At 65.2% G+C, this 16,218-nt stretch carries 19 protein-coding genes and 1 tRNA gene; 10 read left to right on the top strand and 10 right to left on the bottom strand.

The window, feature by feature from the left end:
- Window positions 1-90 precede the first annotated feature (90 nt).
- Genes RMO95_RS04185 through RMO95_RS04165 form a run of 5 tightly spaced genes read right to left on the bottom strand, consistent with a single transcriptional unit; the run spans window position 91 to window position 3,473 of the window.
- Entirely contained in the window at window positions 91-864 is a 774-nt protein-coding gene (locus RMO95_RS04185; protein WP_310449335.1) for a DpnI domain-containing protein, read from the bottom strand.
- A 16-nt stretch (window positions 865-880) separates the two neighbouring features.
- Window positions 881-1,849, bottom strand: a complete 969-nt coding sequence (locus tag RMO95_RS04180; protein WP_310449469.1) for an aspartate carbamoyltransferase catalytic subunit — start codon at window positions 1,847-1,849, stop codon at window positions 881-883.
- Between the two features lie 5 nt (window positions 1,850-1,854).
- Window positions 1,855-2,352: a bifunctional pyr operon transcriptional regulator/uracil phosphoribosyltransferase PyrR gene (pyrR, locus tag RMO95_RS04175; protein WP_310449468.1), complete on the bottom strand. Its 498-nt coding sequence runs from the start codon at window positions 2,350-2,352 to the stop codon at window positions 1,855-1,857.
- Window positions 2,339-2,908, bottom strand: a complete 570-nt coding sequence (ruvX, locus tag RMO95_RS04170; protein WP_310449334.1) for a Holliday junction resolvase RuvX — start codon at window positions 2,906-2,908, stop codon at window positions 2,339-2,341. Before ruvX ends, pyrR begins: the two co-directional genes overlap by 14 nt.
- Entirely contained in the window at window positions 2,901-3,473 is a 573-nt protein-coding gene (locus tag RMO95_RS04165; protein WP_310449333.1) for a YqgE/AlgH family protein, read from the bottom strand. The genes ruvX and RMO95_RS04165 overlap by 8 nt, the downstream gene beginning before the upstream one ends.
- Before the next feature lie 59 nt (window positions 3,474-3,532).
- Here RMO95_RS04165 and RMO95_RS23105 point away from each other — a divergent pair, with 59 nt between their 5' ends.
- The gene (locus tag RMO95_RS23105; RefSeq protein WP_409574926.1) at window positions 3,533-3,679 is read left to right on the top strand and encodes a deoxyribodipyrimidine photo-lyase; all 147 of its coding nucleotides are present in this window, start codon (window positions 3,533-3,535) and stop codon (window positions 3,677-3,679) included.
- 56 nt (window positions 3,680-3,735) lie between these two features.
- On the top strand, window positions 3,736-4,641 hold the full coding sequence (locus tag RMO95_RS04160; RefSeq protein ID WP_310449332.1) for a 2-dehydropantoate 2-reductase: 906 nt from the start codon (window positions 3,736-3,738) through the stop codon (window positions 4,639-4,641).
- Between the two features lie 47 nt (window positions 4,642-4,688).
- Here the strand turns inward: RMO95_RS04160 and RMO95_RS04155 are convergent.
- Window positions 4,689-4,764 (bottom strand) — tRNA-Arg (locus tag RMO95_RS04155).
- A 104-nt stretch (window positions 4,765-4,868) separates the two neighbouring features.
- Between RMO95_RS04155 and RMO95_RS04150 the strand changes: the two genes are divergently transcribed.
- Window positions 4,869-5,303, top strand: coding sequence for a c-type cytochrome (locus tag RMO95_RS04150; protein ID WP_310449331.1), 435 nt, complete (start codon window positions 4,869-4,871; stop codon window positions 5,301-5,303).
- A 172-nt stretch (window positions 5,304-5,475) separates the two neighbouring features.
- On the opposite strand, the gene RMO95_RS04145 is transcribed toward RMO95_RS04150, so the two are convergent.
- The 3 genes from RMO95_RS04145 to RMO95_RS04135 form a co-directional block, all read right to left on the bottom strand.
- Complete coding sequence (locus RMO95_RS04145; RefSeq protein ID WP_310449330.1) at window positions 5,476-7,455, bottom strand: UvrD-helicase domain-containing protein; 1,980 nt, start codon at window positions 7,453-7,455, stop codon at window positions 5,476-5,478.
- A 58-nt stretch (window positions 7,456-7,513) separates the two neighbouring features.
- A complete protein-coding gene (locus RMO95_RS04140) occupies window positions 7,514-8,194 on the bottom strand; it encodes a DUF4197 domain-containing protein (RefSeq protein ID WP_310449329.1) in 681 nt (226 codons plus the stop codon).
- 65 nt (window positions 8,195-8,259) lie between these two features.
- Complete coding sequence (locus RMO95_RS04135) at window positions 8,260-9,930, bottom strand: long-chain-fatty-acid--CoA ligase (RefSeq protein WP_310449328.1); 1,671 nt, start codon at window positions 9,928-9,930, stop codon at window positions 8,260-8,262.
- Between the two features lie 186 nt (window positions 9,931-10,116).
- On the opposite strand from RMO95_RS04135, the gene RMO95_RS04130 reads away from it, so the two are divergent.
- Entirely contained in the window at window positions 10,117-10,911 is a 795-nt protein-coding gene (locus RMO95_RS04130; RefSeq protein WP_310449327.1) for a hypothetical protein, read from the top strand.
- 17 nt (window positions 10,912-10,928) lie between these two features.
- Here RMO95_RS04130 and RMO95_RS04125 read toward each other — a convergent pair whose 3' ends face one another.
- Window positions 10,929-11,672 carry a helix-turn-helix transcriptional regulator gene (locus RMO95_RS04125; RefSeq protein WP_310449326.1) on the bottom strand — a complete coding sequence of 248 codons (744 nt, stop codon included), beginning with the start codon at window positions 11,670-11,672 and terminating at the stop codon, window positions 10,929-10,931.
- Between the two features lie 148 nt (window positions 11,673-11,820).
- On the opposite strand from RMO95_RS04125, the gene RMO95_RS04120 reads away from it, so the two are divergent.
- The 6 genes from RMO95_RS04120 to RMO95_RS04095 all read left to right on the top strand — a co-directional run bounded on the left by RMO95_RS04120 (window position 11,821) and on the right by RMO95_RS04095 (window position 16,217).
- Entirely contained in the window at window positions 11,821-12,294 is a 474-nt protein-coding gene (locus RMO95_RS04120) for a YiaA/YiaB family inner membrane protein (protein WP_310449325.1), read from the top strand.
- Window positions 12,295-12,321: 27 nt separating this feature from the next.
- Window positions 12,322-12,765 (top strand): hypothetical protein, encoded by a 444-nt coding sequence (locus RMO95_RS04115; RefSeq protein WP_310449324.1) that lies wholly within the window; start codon window positions 12,322-12,324, stop codon window positions 12,763-12,765.
- Window positions 12,765-13,652 carry a DUF2145 domain-containing protein gene (locus RMO95_RS04110; RefSeq protein ID WP_310449323.1) on the top strand — a complete coding sequence of 296 codons (888 nt, stop codon included), beginning with the start codon at window positions 12,765-12,767 and terminating at the stop codon, window positions 13,650-13,652. Before RMO95_RS04115 ends, RMO95_RS04110 begins: the two co-directional genes overlap by 1 nt.
- 94 nt (window positions 13,653-13,746) lie before the next feature.
- On the top strand, window positions 13,747-15,624 hold the full coding sequence (locus RMO95_RS04105; RefSeq protein WP_310449322.1) for an MFS transporter: 1,878 nt from the start codon (window positions 13,747-13,749) through the stop codon (window positions 15,622-15,624).
- 52 nt (window positions 15,625-15,676) lie between these two features.
- Complete coding sequence (locus RMO95_RS04100) at window positions 15,677-15,949, top strand: BrnT family toxin (RefSeq protein ID WP_310449321.1); 273 nt, start codon at window positions 15,677-15,679, stop codon at window positions 15,947-15,949.
- Complete coding sequence (locus RMO95_RS04095; protein WP_310449320.1) at window positions 15,918-16,217, top strand: BrnA antitoxin family protein; 300 nt, start codon at window positions 15,918-15,920, stop codon at window positions 16,215-16,217. Before RMO95_RS04100 ends, RMO95_RS04095 begins: the two co-directional genes overlap by 32 nt.
- The last annotated feature ends 1 nt before the right edge of the window (window position 16,218 follow it).

Below are 16,218 nucleotides of genomic sequence, written 5' to 3'. Positions count from 1 at the left end.
TGAAACGACGACGAGAACTCGAGGCTTCGCGTTGGGAGATCGGTTAGACGTGAGTCTGGATTCTGTCGACATAGTGGCTATCCTGCGCGATTAGTCTGTTACTCGTAACGTAGCATCAGAAAGACGGTAATTCCCCTTACTCTCGAAATGCAACCACCCTCTGTCGCGGAGATGCTGAAGTTGCTGGCGCAATTTCTCTTTGACGTGCGCGTTGTTCGGGAAAGCCTTTCTTGCTTCGCCTTCAAGCTCATATAGCTCGCCAAGCGTAAAGGAGCGTTTGTTAAGTTGCCGAACTAACGCCATGGTGACTGCGATCCAGCTTCGTTTGGCGGCTTTGTAATTGTCCAAGAATTCAGCCTGCTTCCAAGCAGCACTTACGATTTCACGAGGAGCGTTCCGGAAATTGGAGACAAACTTAATTCGACCATCGAGTGGCAGCATACCGATGTTGAGGTTACAGCCTTGCCAGCCCGCTCTGCGGCAATGTTGCCCAAGCGGCTTTCGTGGAATAACAATTTCCTCAATCAGAAATTGCCTTGGAACAGCAGTGACGTCACGAACTTGATAGTCCGTGGTATAGCTGAGCAGCAACAAATGGGGACGGGCATCGGAGCGTATCGAAGCCAACATAGTCTGATATGCACCGTCAACTACCTGATTTCCGAATAGTCCTTGCTTGCTTTTCAACTCAAACCCATACCCGCATGGAGAGCATACGAAGTCCTTCGCCGAAGTATTGTTAGGAGTCCGTTCTAACGAGCCGAAACACTTTGGGCAATCAAAGTTGGCTTCGATCCAGGACTCGCTAAATACGCGTGCCCTTTGTGATGCGCTCCTGTAGCGAGCAAGTTCCAGCGATATCACTGGGATTCCACCAATCTCAGTTCCCCGCCAGCATCGCCATCACGGCCATACGCACCGCAATGCCGAAGGTGACCTGCGGCAGGATCACCGCCTGGCCGCCGTCGGCCACCGCCGAATCGATTTCGACGCCGCGGTTCATCGGTCCCGGATGCATGACGATGGCGTCGGGCTTGGCCAGCGCGAGTTTTTCCGGGGTCAGGCCGTAGGACTTGAAATATTCCTGGGTCGAGGGCAGCAGTGCGCCCTGCATGCGTTCGTTCTGCAGCCGCAGCATCATCACCACATCGACGCCGCGCAGGCCTTCGCGCATGTCGTTGAACACCCTGACGCCGAGGCGTTCGACGCCGGTCGGCAGCAGGGTCTTGGGGCCGATCACGCGCACTTCGGGCACGCCCAGCGTGGTCAGGGCATGGATCTGGCTGCGCGCCACGCGCGAATGCAGCACGTCGCCGACGATGGCCACGGTCAGCTGGGTGAAGTCCTTCTTGTAGTGGCGGATGGTGTACATGTCCAGCAGGCCTTGCGTCGGATGCGCATGGCGGCCGTCGCCGGCATTCACCACGTGGATGTGGTCGCGCCCGGTGGCGCCCAGGTGCTGCGCGATCAGGTAGGGCGCGCCGGAGGAGGCATGGCGCACGACGAACATGTCGGCCTGCATCGCCGCGAGGTTGTCGGCGGTGTCGAGCAGGGTCTCGCCCTTGCTCGCCGACGAGGTGTTGATGTTGAGATTGATGACGTCGGCGGAAAGCCGCTTGGCGGCGATCTCGAAAGTGGTGCGGGTGCGCGTCGAGTTCTCGAAGAACAGGTTGAACACGCTCTTGCCGCGCAACAGCGGCACTTTCTTCACCTCGCGCTCGGCGACTTCGGTAAAGGGCGCGGCGGTATCGAGGATGCGCTCGAGCACCTCGCGCGGCAGGCCTTCGATGGTCAGCAGGTGGTTGAGTTCGCCGTGCCGGTTGAGTTGCGGGTTGCCGCCGCCGTTCATGAAGCTCATTTCTCTATCACCCGGAAGGAGAGCCCGCCGTCTGCGTCCCGCTCCAGCGCCAGCATCTGCGCGGCAGGCAGGCTCAGGGCATGCGCACAGAAACCGGGGGCGATGGGCAGCTCGCGGCCGCCGCGGTCGATCAGCACGGCGAGGTCTATCCTCGCCGGCCGGCCGTAGTCGAACAGTTCGTTCATGGCCGCGCGGATGGTGCGGCCGGTGTGCAATACGTCATCGACGATCACGATGTGCGCGCCGTCGACCTCGAAGGGAATCTGCGAGGTCTTGGCGTTGGCATGCAGGCCACGCTGATGGAAGTCGTCGCGATAGAAGGAGACATCCATCGAGCCGGGCGGCAGCTTCAGGCCCAGCGCCGCATGCAGGCGCTCGGCAACCCAGACGCCGCCGGTGTGGATGCCCACCAGCGCCGTCGCGGCAGGGTCGACGTGGGGCCGCATGGCCTCGGCGAGGGTGGCGCAGAGCGCTTCGGCGTCAGGCAGTGGCAGGCGTTGCGGCATGGTTGTCGAACCAGGTTTGGAGAATGATGCAGGCGGCTTCGGCATCGACCTGCAGTTTGCGTTGCTGCCAGGACAGTCCGCGCTCGCGCAGGTTCGCCTCGGCCGCGGTGGAGCTGAAGCGCTCGTCGACTTCATCGACCGGTAGGCGGAAACGCCCGCGCAACTGGTTGGCGAAGCGCGTGCAGCGTGCCGTCATTTCGTGCGGCGTGCCGTCCTCGTTGAGGGGCCGGCCCACCAGCAATTGCACCGGCTGCCATTCGGCGATGAGCCGGGCGATGGCGTCGAAGCGCGCATCGTTGCCTTCGGCGTCGATAGTGGTCAGCGGCCGTGCCGCAGCGGAGCGACCCGCACCGAGCAGGGTACCGATGGCGACGCCGATGCGCTTGGTGCCGAAATCGAAAGCCAGTACCGAACCCGCAGCAGCAAGGCCCCCACCCCCCGCTCCCCGCCCCGGCGGGGGTGACGCTGGTTCGCCGCCCACGGGCGGCTCCGGGTCGAACGCTGCGCTTGCCTTGGGGCGGCCCGGCGGCAGGCGCTCAGGCATGTCCGGCCACTTCGGACAGATTGGCGAAATCCACGCCGAGCAGTTGCATCGCCGCCGGCAGCCGTTCTTCGGGCGGCACATAGAAGATGATGCCGACGTCGGCTTCCACCGTCAGCCAGGCGTTTTGCGACAGCTCCCATTCGAGCTGTCCGGCGGTCCAGCCGGCATAGCCGAGGCTGACCAGCACTTCGGCCGGCAGGCCGGTGCTGCCCATGGACTGGAGGATGTCGCGCGAACTGGTCAGCGCGATTTCATCGCTGATGCTGAGCGAAGACTGCCATTGCCCGGCCGGCCGGTGCAGCACGAAGCCGCGATCGGTCTGCACCGGGCCGCCGAAATACACCGGCAGTCCGGCGAAGCGGGCCTCGGCTTGCTGGTCTTCGAGAGGAATGCTGACACGGTCGAACAGTCCGGCGAGGTTCATGTCCATCGGGCGATTGACGATGATGCCGATCGCGCCGTCGGCGTTGTGTTCGCAGATGTAGGTCAGGGTGCGGGAAAAATTCGGGTCGGCCATGGCGGGCATGGCGATCAGAAAGTGGTTGGCGAGACTGACGGTTTCCATGGATCTGGCGTCATTGTAATCTGTCAGTACCTTCCCGAGTATCCCCGTTCGATCATCCCATGCCCGCCGCCCTCGTCTGGTTCCGTCGCGATCTGCGCGGGCACGACCACGCCGCCCTGCATCGCGCTGCGCGTGGACGCGCAGGCGCCGTCTTGCCAGCGTCAACTTTCTGCGGCCGGGCCTGCGGGCTGCTAATCTCGGCCTGAAGGTTTCCCGGGTAAGTTGGCCGGCGGCGGATGTGTATGACGAACAGGAGGGCGAAATGAAGATTGCGGTGATGGGCGCCGGTGCGGTGGGTTGCTATTACGGTGGAATGCTGGCCCGCGCCGGCCATGCGGTGGTCCTGGTCGGACGGCCGCAGCACGTCGCGGCGATCGAGCGCGACGGCCTGCTGCTGGATGCGCAATCCTTCCGCGAGCATGTCGCGCTGGAGGCCGGCACCGATGCCGGCGGCGTGGCAGGGGCGCAACTGGTGCTGTGCTGCGTCAAGTCGACCGATACCGCGACGGCCGCCGCGGAAATGGCGCCGCACCTGGCCGCCGACGCAATCATCCTGAGCCTGCAGAACGGCGTCGATAATGCCGACCGCCTGCAGGTGCTGCTCGGGCGCGAGGTGCTGCCGGCCGTGGTCTATGTTGCGGCCGAAATGGCCGGGCCGGGGCATGTCAAACACCGCGGGCGCGGCGAGCTGGTGATCGGGCCGTCGCCCCACGGCGCCGAACTGGCGCGGCTGTTCGCCGCCGCCGGCGTGCCGGTGCAGGTCTCCGACAATGTCGCCGGCGCGCTGTGGGCCAAGCTGATCATCAATTGCGCCTGGAACGCGCTCTCGGCCATCACGCAGCTGCCCTACGGCCGCGTCGTCGCGGGCACCGGTGTGGATGGGGTGATGCGCGACATCGTCGCCGAATGTCTGGCCGTGGCCCAGGCCGAAGGCGTGACCCTGCCCGGCGACATCCATCAGGCCGTGGCCGACATCGTGCGGACCATGCCCAGCCAGTTGTCGTCCACCGCCCAGGATTTGGCGCGCGGCAAGCGCAGCGAAATCGACCACCTCAACGGCTACGTGCTGCGCCGCGGCGAGGCGCTGGGCATCGCGACGCCGGTCAATCGCGTCCTGCACGCCCTGGTGCGGCTGCTCGAAGACAAGCAGGCGAATGAGGCCGCGTGACGCGGCATACACGTAAGGTGACGCGAAGGGGATTTGGACGGGGAGTTTGGCGCGCTCGGCGGGGATCGAACCCACAACCCCTGGCTTCGGAGGCCAGTACTCTATCCATTGAGCTACGAGCGCGCGAGGGGGCGAAGCATAACCCGTTCGGGGGGCGGCGTCCATTGCGGGACGGGTGTATCCGCTATAATCGCCCGCTCTGTTTGACTCTTCCGGGAAGGCTGCTCATGGTCCATTCGAATATCCGCACCCTCGCAGCGGCGGGCGTGCTTGTTCTCTCCGTATCCGCAATCGCCATGGGCGGCCGCCCCGCAGGCGACGCGGAAGCCGCCAACCAGCGCATCGCTCCCGTGGCCCGCGTCGAACTGGCGGCCCCGGCAGCCGCTGCCGGCGGCGAGCGCAGCGGCGAGCAGATCTACAAGGCCATCTGCGGCGCCTGTCATGAGGCCGGCGTGGCCAACGCGCCGAAGCTGGGCGACAAGGCCGCCTGGGCGCCGCGCATCGCGCTGGGTCTCGATGGCCTGATGAAGTCGGCGATTGCCGGCAAGAATGCCATGCCGCCCAGGGGCGGCTCGGACGCCAACGATACCGAACTGGCGCGCACCATCGTCTATATGGCGAACAAGTCCGGCGCCAGCTTCAAGGAACCGGCGGCGAAGTAAGCAGGCGCATAGGCGCGCCAGGAGCAAGGGACCGCAGCGGTCCCTTTTTTCTTCCAGCGCCATGGCCGGCTGAAGCCGGCCCTACAGGGGGCGCCCTGCGGGTTTTGTAGGGCGGACTTCAGTCCGCCTTGACCCTCGCCGGCTGAAGCCGGTCCCACAGGATTGTCGACATCTAGCGCTTGCCAGCGAGCATGGCGCGCAAGGCGCCGGCCCTGGCACGGGCGGCCTCGGGCTCCGGCACGGTATTGCCTTGCACCGAGGCTTTCTGCGCCGCCTCGCCCATTTCGGCGATGAAGCGCGAGGGCTCGCGCGGCATCCATTCGCGGCCCTGCTTGCGCTTCTCGCACCAGCTCACGGTCAGGCTGGCCTGCGCGCGCGTGATGCCGACATACATCAGGCGCCGCTCTTCTTCCATGCGCGCCGCATCGAGCGAGTCGCGATGCGGCAGCAGGCCTTCCTCGACGCCGACCAGGAAGACATGGCGGAATTCGAGGCCCTTCGCCGCGTGCAGCGTGGCGAGTTGCACCGCATCCTGTTCATCTTCGCCCTTGTCGAGCATCGACAGCAACGCGACGGACTGCGCCAGTTCGAGCAGGTTCTTGCTTTCCTCCTCGCCCTTCCTGCCCAGCCATTCGACGAAGTCGCAGACATTGGCCCATTTGGTTTCGGCCTCGCGCACATCGAGCGCTTCGAACAGCCAGCTTTCGTAGCCGATGGCCTTGAGCAAATCGTTCAGCACCTGCGCGGCCGGCTCTTTCGCGGCGCGCGCTTCGATGCGCTTGATGAAGTCGCCGAACTCGCGCAGCGCGGTGCGCTGCTTGGTGTTGAGCTCGGCGTCCAGCCCCGGCGCGTAGATGCTGGCGAACAGGCCCTGGTGGCTGCGCCCGGCGGCGCGGCCGAGCCCTTCCAGCGTGGTGCCGCCGATGCCGCGCTTGGGCGTGGTCACGGCGCGGATGAAGGCCGGATCGTCGTCCTGGTTGGCCAGCAGGCGCAGGTAGCAGGTGAGGTCCTTGATCTCGGCGCGGTCGAAGAAGGATTGCCCGCCCGAGATGACATAGGGAATGCGTTGGGCGCGCAATTGCTGCTCGATGGCGCGCGCCTGGTGGTTGCCGCGATAGAGGATGGCGTAATCGGAGAACTTGGTGCGCCGCTCGAAGCGATGGGCCGAGAGGCGCGAGGCGACCCACTCGGCCTCGTGGTCGCCGTCGCGGCAGGTCTGGATGTGGATCGCCTCGCCCTGGCCGTGCTCGGACCACAGCTTTTTTTCGAACAGCTTGGGGTTGTTGGCGATCAGCGTGTTGGCGGCATGCAGGATGCGCGAAGTGGAGCGGTAGTTCTGTTCCAGTTTGACCACCTTGAGGCTCGGATAGTCGTGTTTGAGCAGGCGCAGGTTCTCGCTGTCGGCGCCGCGCCAGGCGTAGATCGACTGGTCGTCGTCGCCGACCGCGGTGAAGGAGTCGCGGCCCTGGGTCAGCAGCTGCACCAGCCGGTACTGGCCGCGATTGGTGTCCTGGTATTCGTCCACAAGCAAATGCCAGATGCGGCTGCGCCAGCGCTGCGCGACTTCTTCGTGCTCGGTGAACAGTGCTACCGGCAGGCGGATCAGGTCGTCGAAATCCACAGCCTGATAGGCGCGCAGCGTGCGTTCGTAAGCGGCGTAAAGCGTGGCTGCGGCGGATTCGGTTTCGTCCGCGGCCTGCTGCAGCGCCGCGGCCGGCTCGATGAGCTGGTTCTTCCACAGCGAGATGCGCGACTGCAGCGCGCGCAGCCGGCCCTTGTCGATATTGCCGGCGAGTTCCTGGAACAGCGCCGTGGTGTCGGCCGCATCGAGGATCGAGAAGCCCGGCTTGAGGCCCACGGCGGCGGCCTCCTGGCGCAGGATGCGCACCCCGAGGGCGTGGAAGGTGCTGACGATGAGGCCTTCGGCGCGCGCGCCGATCAGCTTGCCGACGCGCTCCTTCATTTCCTTCGCCGCCTTGTTGGTGAAGGTGATGGCGGCGATCTGCGAGGGCTTGACGCCATACTCGTCGACCAGCCAGGCGATCTTGTGCGTGATCACGCGCGTCTTGCCCGAGCCGGCGCCGGCCAGCACCAGCAGGGGGCTGTCGAGGTGATGCACGGCTTCCTGCTGCGCCGCGTTGAGTTTGACCATGGATGTATGCTTTCGCGGCGCCGGGTCGCCAGCGCCAACTCTTGCCGTCTTACCGGCTTTATCTGAGCGCGCCGAAGACCTTCTGCGCCAGTTTGCCGGCCGCCCCGGCGGGATCCTTGCGGATCGCCTTTTCTTCCTCGGCGATCATCAGGTAAAGCCCGTCGAGCGTCTTTTGCGTCACGTAGTTTTCCAGTTGCGCATCCTGTTCGCGCACCAGGCCCAGCTTGGCGGCCTTGCCGGCCAACTGGTCGTACTTCTCGGCGAGTTTCACCTTGGCCATGGCCTTCTTCACCACAGGCTTGAACTTCTCGGTCAAGGGTCCTGCGGTGCTGCGGCGGAAATACTGCGTGGCCGAATCCTCGCCGCCCGACAGGATGCCCTTGGCATCCTGCAGCGACATCTGCCTGATCGAGTTCACCAGCAGGGTTTTGGCCTGGGGCACCGCGGCCTCGGCGGCGCGGTTCATGGCATTGATCAGTTCGTCGGCCTGGCGGCCCATGCCGAGTCCGCGCAGCAGGCCCTCGATCTGCTGCACGCTTTCGGGCAGCGGAATCTTCACCTTCGGATTGCCGAGGAAACCGTCCTGCCTGCCGAGCAGGTCTACGGCCTTGCCGGCGCCCTGGGTCAGGGCTTCCTTGAGGCCGCCGCTGGCGTCCCTGCCGGAGATGTCGGCCAGCGACAGCGCATGGGCGGCGCCGGCCAGCAGCAGGCCGGCGAGCAGGATGAGGACAAAGCGCATGGTCGATTTTTCGCGAATGAAGGCTTGATTATGCGCCGCCACCGGTGGGCAGCGGCGCGCGGGCGTCAGCTCTTGGGCCGCAGTTCGCGGCGCAGGATCTTGCCCACCGGCGACTTCGGCAGGTCGGCGCGGAACTCGATGTACTTCGGCCGCTTGTAGCCAGTGAGCTGTTCCTTGAGGAAGTCCTGCAGCGCGGCTTCGGTCAGCGCCGGGTCCTTCTTGACGATGAACAGCTTGACGACTTCGCCTGAGTGCTCGTCAGGCACGCCGATCACCGCGGCCTCGAGCACGCCCGGATGCGTGACGGCCACCTCCTCGACTTCGCTCGGATAGACGTTGAAACCCGATACCAGCACCATGTCCTTCTTGCGATCGACGATGCGCGTGGCGCCTTCGCCGTCCATGATGCCGACATCGCCCGACTTGAAGAAGCCGTCGGCGGTCATGACGTTCGCCGTCTCGTCGGGGCGGTTCCAGTAACCGGCCATCACCTGCGGACCGCGGATGCAGATCTCGCCGGATTCGCCGAGCGGCAGGTCGTTGCCGTTCTCGTCGCGGATGGCGATTTCGGTCGAGGGCAGGGGCAGGCCGATGGTGCCGGTGAAGCCCTTGAGGTTGGCGACGTTGCAGGTCGCCACCGGCGAGGTTTCCGACAGGCCGTAGCCTTCGACGATCGCGCTGCCGGTCAGCGCCATCCAGCGCTCGGCCACCGGCCGCTGGGTCGCCATGCCGCCGCCGAGGCTGATCTTGAGCGTGGAGAAATCCAGCTTGGCGAATTCCGGGTTGTTGGCCAGCGCGTTGAACAGCGTGTTGAGGCAGGGGAAGACATTGAACTTGAAGGTGGACAGTTCCTTGACGAAGCCCGGGATGTCGCGCGGGTTGGGAATCAGCAGGTTGCAGGAGCCGGTGCGCATGCCGATCATGTTGCACACCGTCAGCGCGAAGATGTGGTACAGGGGCAGGGCGCAGACGAAGTTGTTCTGGGTTTCGCTGTGGGTGTCGATCGCCGGCTGCATCCAGGCCTCGACCTGCAGCATGTTGGCGACGACGTTGCGGTTCTGCAGCGTGGCGCCCTTCGAGACGCCGGTGGTGCCGCCCGTGTATTGCAGGAAGGCGACGTCGTCCGGCGTGCGTGCCACCGGTTTCAGCGTCATGCCGGCGCCCTGGGCGACGGCGTCGTTGAAGCGCAGCGAACCCGGCAGCGAAAACGCCGGCACCATTTTCTTCACCTTGCGCACCACGAAATTCACCAGCATGCCCTTGAGGCCGCCCAGCAGGTCGCCCATGGCGGCCACCACCACGTGCTTGACGGGCGTGTTGGCGACGACCTTCTCCAGCGTCGTGGCGAAGTTCTCGATGATGACGATGGCTTCGGCGCCGCTGTCCTTGAGCTGGTGTTCGAGTTCGCGCGGCGTGTACAGCGGATTGACATTGACCACGACATAACCGGCGCGCAGCACCGCGGCGACGCAGACCGGGTATTGCATGATGTTCGGCATCATCAGCGCGACGCGCGCGCCGGACGCCAGCCCGCGCGACTGCAGCCAGGCGCCGAGATTGCGCGACAGCGTATCGAGCTGGGCATAGGAAATCGACTTGCCCATGCAGATGAAGGCCGTGCGCGCGGCATAATTCTTCATCGACTCCTCGAGCACTTGCGAGACGGTCTGGTATTGATTGACGTCGATATCAGCAGGTACGCCGGCGGGATACTGCTTCAGCCACAGCTTTTCCATTCTGGTCTCCTCCGTTTTTGTTGCCTGCCATTATTGCATTTGCCTTGCCTGGCGTCAGCAGTGAAAATGGGCGGCCCGGTATCGGCAGCCAATACCCTTCGTGCCAATCGATGCGCCTTTGAGATATTCGGTTTACCCGCTTGCCGACCGCTCGCATCCTGAGCCTGAATCACTCAGGAGAACGCCATGAAATCCCTGCAACACCGTCTTCCGCTGCTCGTTACGGTCCTGTTGGTCACCGCCGCGCTGTTCCACGGCCCGATTCACCAGCCCGCCGGATATCACGACTTCGCCGACCAGACTCTGCGTTTCGGCGTTCCGCATTTTTGCGACGTGACGTCCAATCTCGGCTTCGCGCTGGCGGCGCTCTGGGGCTGGATCAAGCTCGCTCCGCTGCGCGCGCATCCCGAGCTGCGCTGCGGCTGGGCCGGCTACCGGTTGTTCCTGGTCGGACTGTTGTTGACCGCCCTGGGCTCGTCCTGGTACCACCTCGCGCCCGACAATGCCAGCCTGGTCTGGGACCGCCTGCCGATCGCCCTGGCCTGTGCCGGATTGCTGGCCGGCGTCTGGGGCGATGTCCGCCAGCGGGAAAGCGGCAAACTCGTCTCATGGCTCGCACTGGTCGCCGTCCTCAGCGTCGCCTGGTGGTATTTCACGGACTTGGCGGGTAATGGGGGTAATGGGGGCAACGGCGACCTGCGCCCCTATCTGCTGCTGCAGGTCCTGCCGATCCTGCTGATCCCGCTCTGGCAATGGATTTACCGTATGCCCGGCGCCGATCGCCTGGCCTTCGGTTCCGCCCTGGCAATCTATGTCGTCGCCAAGTTCGCCGAACTCAACGACCACGAGATCGCTGCCGCGCTGGGCGCCATCACCGGCCATACGCTCAAACACCTGCTCGCCACCGCGGCGGCCGCGCTGATCGTCATGCGCCTGGTGCAGCGGGTTCATGCGCCGCGCCCTAGCCGGCAACCGGCGTAATCCGCGCCCGGTCCGGCTCAGGGCTTGCGCCGCTGCATGTCGGCCAGCGCCGCCATCAGCCATGAACGCATGCCGATGACGATGGTGTAGGGGCGGCGCTGCTCGGCCGGCAGCTTCTGGTCGGCCAGGTGCTGGTTGGAAAAATCCTGGCCGACGCGCATCAGGCGCTCGCGGAAGGAATTGGCCAGGCCGCGGCCGATCTCGCCATGCACCACCATCAGCATTTCGGATTCGCCGTCGAAGCCGCCGGCGAAATAGTCGTGCAACACCTCCTTGCGGAAGAACTCCATCACCGGGCCGTGCGGCAGCCAGCGGAAACCCTTGGCCACCTTGAGCCGGTAGCGGTTGCCGGGGCGCAGGTCGATGATGCCGATGCGGTCCAGCTGCGCCAGCGCCTTGACCAATTTCGCCTCGCTCAGCTCGTAGATGGCGAGGATTTCCTCGGCCGGCACCTGGCTCATGACGCAGATCGCCACCACCAGCAGCGTGCGGTCGGCCACCACGGCTTTTTCCTGCGCCAGCGTCAGCTCCAGCATCAGCGGCGCGGTATCGGCAACGCGGCGGGCGAGGTCGGCAAAGTCCAGATTGATGATGCGGCAGATGTCGTCGATGCGCGACAGCGGCATGTCGCCGTCCTTCGAGAACATCCGCTTGACGCTGGATTCGGCCATGCCGAGGCGTTCGGCGACCACGGCGTAGGTGACGCCGGCGGTTTTGAGTTCGCTCTTGAGCAGCGCAAGCAGATCGGCGGTGGTGCTCATGACATTGACAATACCGGGGAAAAGTAGCCGCAAACGATACTACAAGTCGAGATAAATGGCACATCGTCGCCCTTGCTTGTACCGTCGGCGCGCCTTGCCGATGATGCGCCCGTCACCCGACACCCGACATACGACAAAGGAGCACATCATGGAAAACACCGTACGCATCATGCAACGCGACACCGGCGCTTGGCGCATGCAGGTCTGGATTTCCTTCGGCATCGCCGTGCTGGTCTGCGGCACCGGCCTGGCCTGGCTGCCGGGCGGCGACCTCGACCGCGCCTTCATGGTCATGGGCTATTTCTTCTGCCTCTCGTCGGCCTTCGCGCTGTCCAAGTACGTGCGCGACAACGCCCTCGCTCCTTCGGATACCCCGCTGTGGGCCATGGTGGTCTGGGGCGGCTTCGCCCTGTCCATGGCGCTCACCGCCTGGGGCCTGTGGCGCATGGAGATCAATCCGACCTGGAAAGCCTACCTGCTGGTGAGCTGGCTTTACCTGATTTCCTCGGCTTTCACGCTGGCCAAGACCCTGCGCGACGCCTACGAGGCCGAGCGGCTCGAACGCGCACAGGACCCCGGCCTTGTCCTGCCCGCCGGCGACCCCGCTGCCGCCAACCACTGAACCCTGCGCCTACCAAAGGAGATACTCATGACACACGACACATCCCGCCGCTGCGCCTTGCGCGCCCTGATCGGCATCGCACTCGCTCCCGCCGCCGCGCTGCTGACCGCGCCGACGCATGCCCATGGTGCCGACGCCAGCGCCGCATCCAGCCTCTCGCTGTCGCTGCCGGTCGCGGTTTTAAGCGCCGCACCGGTGATGATCCTCAGCGCCGGCGCCATGCTGACCGTGGTCGCGGTCGAGGCCTCCGCCTCGGGCACGGTGTGGCTGCTGCGCCGCGTTTCGGACGGCGCCACCGCCAGCCTGCGCTTCTCGGGCGAAGCCGCCGCCGCATCGCTGGTGGTGGCCGGCACCGCGATCTCGGTGACCGCCATCGCCGCCGGCTGGCTGCTCTCGGTCGCCGGCGAGGTGATCTGCCTGGTGCCCAATGCCTTGGGCGAATCGCTGCTCTACAACGAGAGGATACGGTGATGAACACGGCGACCCGCTTGATGAACATGGTCCGCCGCGCGCTGTGCGCCGCGCTGGCCGTGGCGTGCCTGATCGCCGTCGCCGGTCCGGTCCTGGCCGGACAGAACTGCGAACCGCGCCGGCCCAGCCTCGATTCGATGCGGCGCGACCTGGCGCTCGCCGCCAGTGTCGCCGCACAACTCGACGGGATGGCGCAGCGCGACGGCACCCGGGTTGTTCTGATCGCGCGCGCCGGACAGGATCTTGGCCAGTACGGCCTGCGCTATTCGCATCTGGGCATCGCCTATCGCGACGACGCGGCGCTCGACGGCCGCGGCGCCTGGCGCGTGGTGCATAAGCTCAACCAGTGCGGCAGCAGTCGCAGCGCGCTGTACCGGCAGGGTCTGGCCGAATTCTTCGGCGACGGGCTCCACGTCCATGAAGCCGGGGTGGTGGTGCTGAAGCCCGAGCTCGCCTTGCGTCTGGCAGAGCAACTCAAGGATGACGGCGTGCTGACCGCGCTGCACGAGCCGCGCTACAACATGCTCGCCTACCCGTGGTCGGGGCCCTACCAGCAAAGCAACCAGTGGGCGATCGAAACCCTGGCGCTGCTGGCGGAACCCGCCGTCACCAGCCGCGCGGCGGCGCGCGACTGGCTGCGCGCCCACGACTACCGGCCGACGACGCTGCAGATTTCGTCGCTGACGCGCCTCGGTGCGCGCGTATCGTCGGCGCACATCGCCTTCGACGACCATCCCTTCGGCCGGCGCATGGCCGGGCAGATCGACACCGTCACGGTCGATTCGGTGTTCGCCTGGATGCAGCGTTCCGGCTTGGGCGGTGCGCCGCTGCGCTTGCGCACGCTGCCTCTCGACAGGCCGCAGCGTCGCGGCGCCGTCGCTATCTGATCGGCATTTCTATTCACGGCGTCCGTCATTCCTGCGACAATTCGACCTCGCTTCGGAACCTGCCAACGTCACGCCTTATCAAGGACTATTCCCGATGAGTACCCAATCCGGCCTGCTGCGCGCGCGCCGCTTCGCTCCCCTGTTCGTCACCCAGTTTCTCGGCGCGCTCAACGACAACGTGCTGAAGAACGCCATGGTCGTGCTGCTGACCTTCCAGGCGGCAAGCTGGACCACGATCAAGCCGGAACTGCTGGCCAACCTCGCCGCGGGCATCTTCATCCTGCCCTTTTTCCTGTTTTCCGCGACGGCGGGGCAGCTCGCCGACAAGTACGACAAGTCGCGCCTGGCGCAAATGGTCAAGCTGCTGGAGATCGGCATCGTGCTCGTCGCCGGGGCGGGCTTCGTGCTGCACAGCATTGCGGTGCTGTTCGTCGCCCTGTTCCTGCTGGGCCTGCATTCGACGCTGTTCGGCCCGGTGAAATACGCGATCCTGCCGCAGCACCTGAAGAGCGAGGAACTGGTCGGCGGCAACGCGCTGATCGAGGCCGGCACCTTCATCGCCATCCTGGTCGGCACCCTGCTCGGCGGACTGCTGGCCGGCAGCGAGGGCGGCACGGCCTGGATCACCGCCGCCGGGCTGGCGATCGCCGTCGCCGGCTATATCGCCTCGCGTGCGATCCCGCTCGCCGTGCCGCCAGCGCCAACTCTTGCCATCAGCATCAATCCGCTGACCGAGACCTGGCGCAACATCCAGTTCGCCCGCGAGAACCAGACCGTGTTTCTTTCCATCATGGGGATTTCGTGGTTCTGGCTGTTCGGCGCGCTGTTCCTCGCCCAGTTTCCCGCCTACACGAAGAACGTGCTGGGCGGCAGCGAAACCGCGGTGACCCTGCTGCTGGCGACCTTCACCTTCGGCATCGGCATCGGTTCGCTGCTCTGCGAAAAACTCTCGGCGCGCCGCGTCGAACTCGGTCTGGTGCCGCTGGGCTCGATCGGCATGACCGTGTTCGCCCTCGACCTCGCGCTGGCCTCGCCCGCCGCACCGGCACCGCTGCCGCTGGGCGCGCTGGCGCTGCTCGAAGCCGGCACGACCTGGCATGTGCTGCTCGACCTGGTCCTGCTCGGCATCTTCGGCGGCTTCTTCATCGTCCCGCTCTACGCCCTGGTGCAGCAGCGTTCGAACCCGGAGCACGGCGCCCGCATCATCGCCGCCAACAACATCATGAACGCGCTGTTCATGGTGGTCGGTGCGCTCTGCGCCGCCGGCCTGCTCGCGGCCGGCCTGACCATCCCGATGCTGTTCGCCGTGGCGGCGCTGTGCAACGCCGCGGTGGCGCTGTTCATCTACGGCCTGGTGCCCGAATTCCTGCTGCGCTTCGTGGTCTGGATGCTGATCCACAGCGTGTATCGCCTGCGCGTGGAAAACCTCGACCAGGTGCCGGACGAGGGCCCGGCGGTGATCGTCTGCAACCACGTTAGCTTCGTCGATGCGCTGGTGATCATGGCGGCCTGCCGGCGTCCGATCCGCTTCGTCATGGACCACGGCATCTTCCGCTGGCCGGTGCTGAACTTCGTCTTCCGCACCAGCAAGGCCATCCCCATCGCCTCGGCCAGGGAAAACCCGGCGATGATGGAAAAGGCCTTCGAGGAAGTCGGCAGGGCCCTCGATGCCGGCGATCTGGTCGGCATATTCCCCGAAGGCAAGATCACCGCCGACGGCAACATCAACCCCTTCCGCCCCGGCATCACGCGCATCCTCGCGCGCAACCCGGTGCCCGTGGTGCCGATGGCCCTGCGCGGACTCTGGGGCAGCTTCTTCTCGCGCAAGGACGGTCCGGCGATGACCCGGCCCTTCCGCCGCGGCGTGTTCTCGCGCATCGAACTGGTCATCGGCGCCGCCGTGCAGGCAGCGGAGGCAATGCCGGAAAGGTTGCAGACGGACGTCGCCGCCTTGCGCGGCGATTGCGCCTAGCGAGCCCGCAGAGCTGCTTGACTGTGCAGATAAACATACATATATTGCTTTAATGCGCTATTCGCATGATCCGAGGAAGCAAGCGGCCAACCTGAAGAAACATGGCTACGATTTCGTGGATGCGCCGCAGGTGATCGAAAACCCGGCCAGCGTAACGTTTGAACACAGGAGATTCGCCTACGAGGAACGGCGGTTCATCACCTTGGGCCTGCTGCACGGACAAGCGGTAGCCATTGCTACCGCGGAGACTGACGAAGAAATCAGGGTGATTTCGATGCGAAAGGCAGAACGCCATGAAGAAAAAATCTACTACCCCAACACTTGACGACGACACCCCTATCACCCAGGCCGACATCGATGACGGCAAGCTGATACTTCGCAAGCGATCCGCGGGGCGCGTCGTCCTGCCGAAGAAGCGGGTCACGCTCTACCTCGACGCCGCCCTCGTCGAGCATTTCAAGCATATGGCCGGCGAGCGCGGTTACCAGACGCTGATCAATGAAACGCTGAAGTCCTCCGTGCAAACCGCCGATATCGCCGAAACCGTTCGCCGGGTAATTCGCGAGGAATTGAAGGGGCGCAAGGCGGCTTGAC

It is taken from the genome of Sulfuritalea sp., from assembly GCF_031426875.1.
GTDB lineage: Bacteria > Pseudomonadota > Gammaproteobacteria > Burkholderiales > Rhodocyclaceae > Sulfuritalea.
This window is presented reverse-complemented; position numbering and strand designations above follow the sequence as displayed.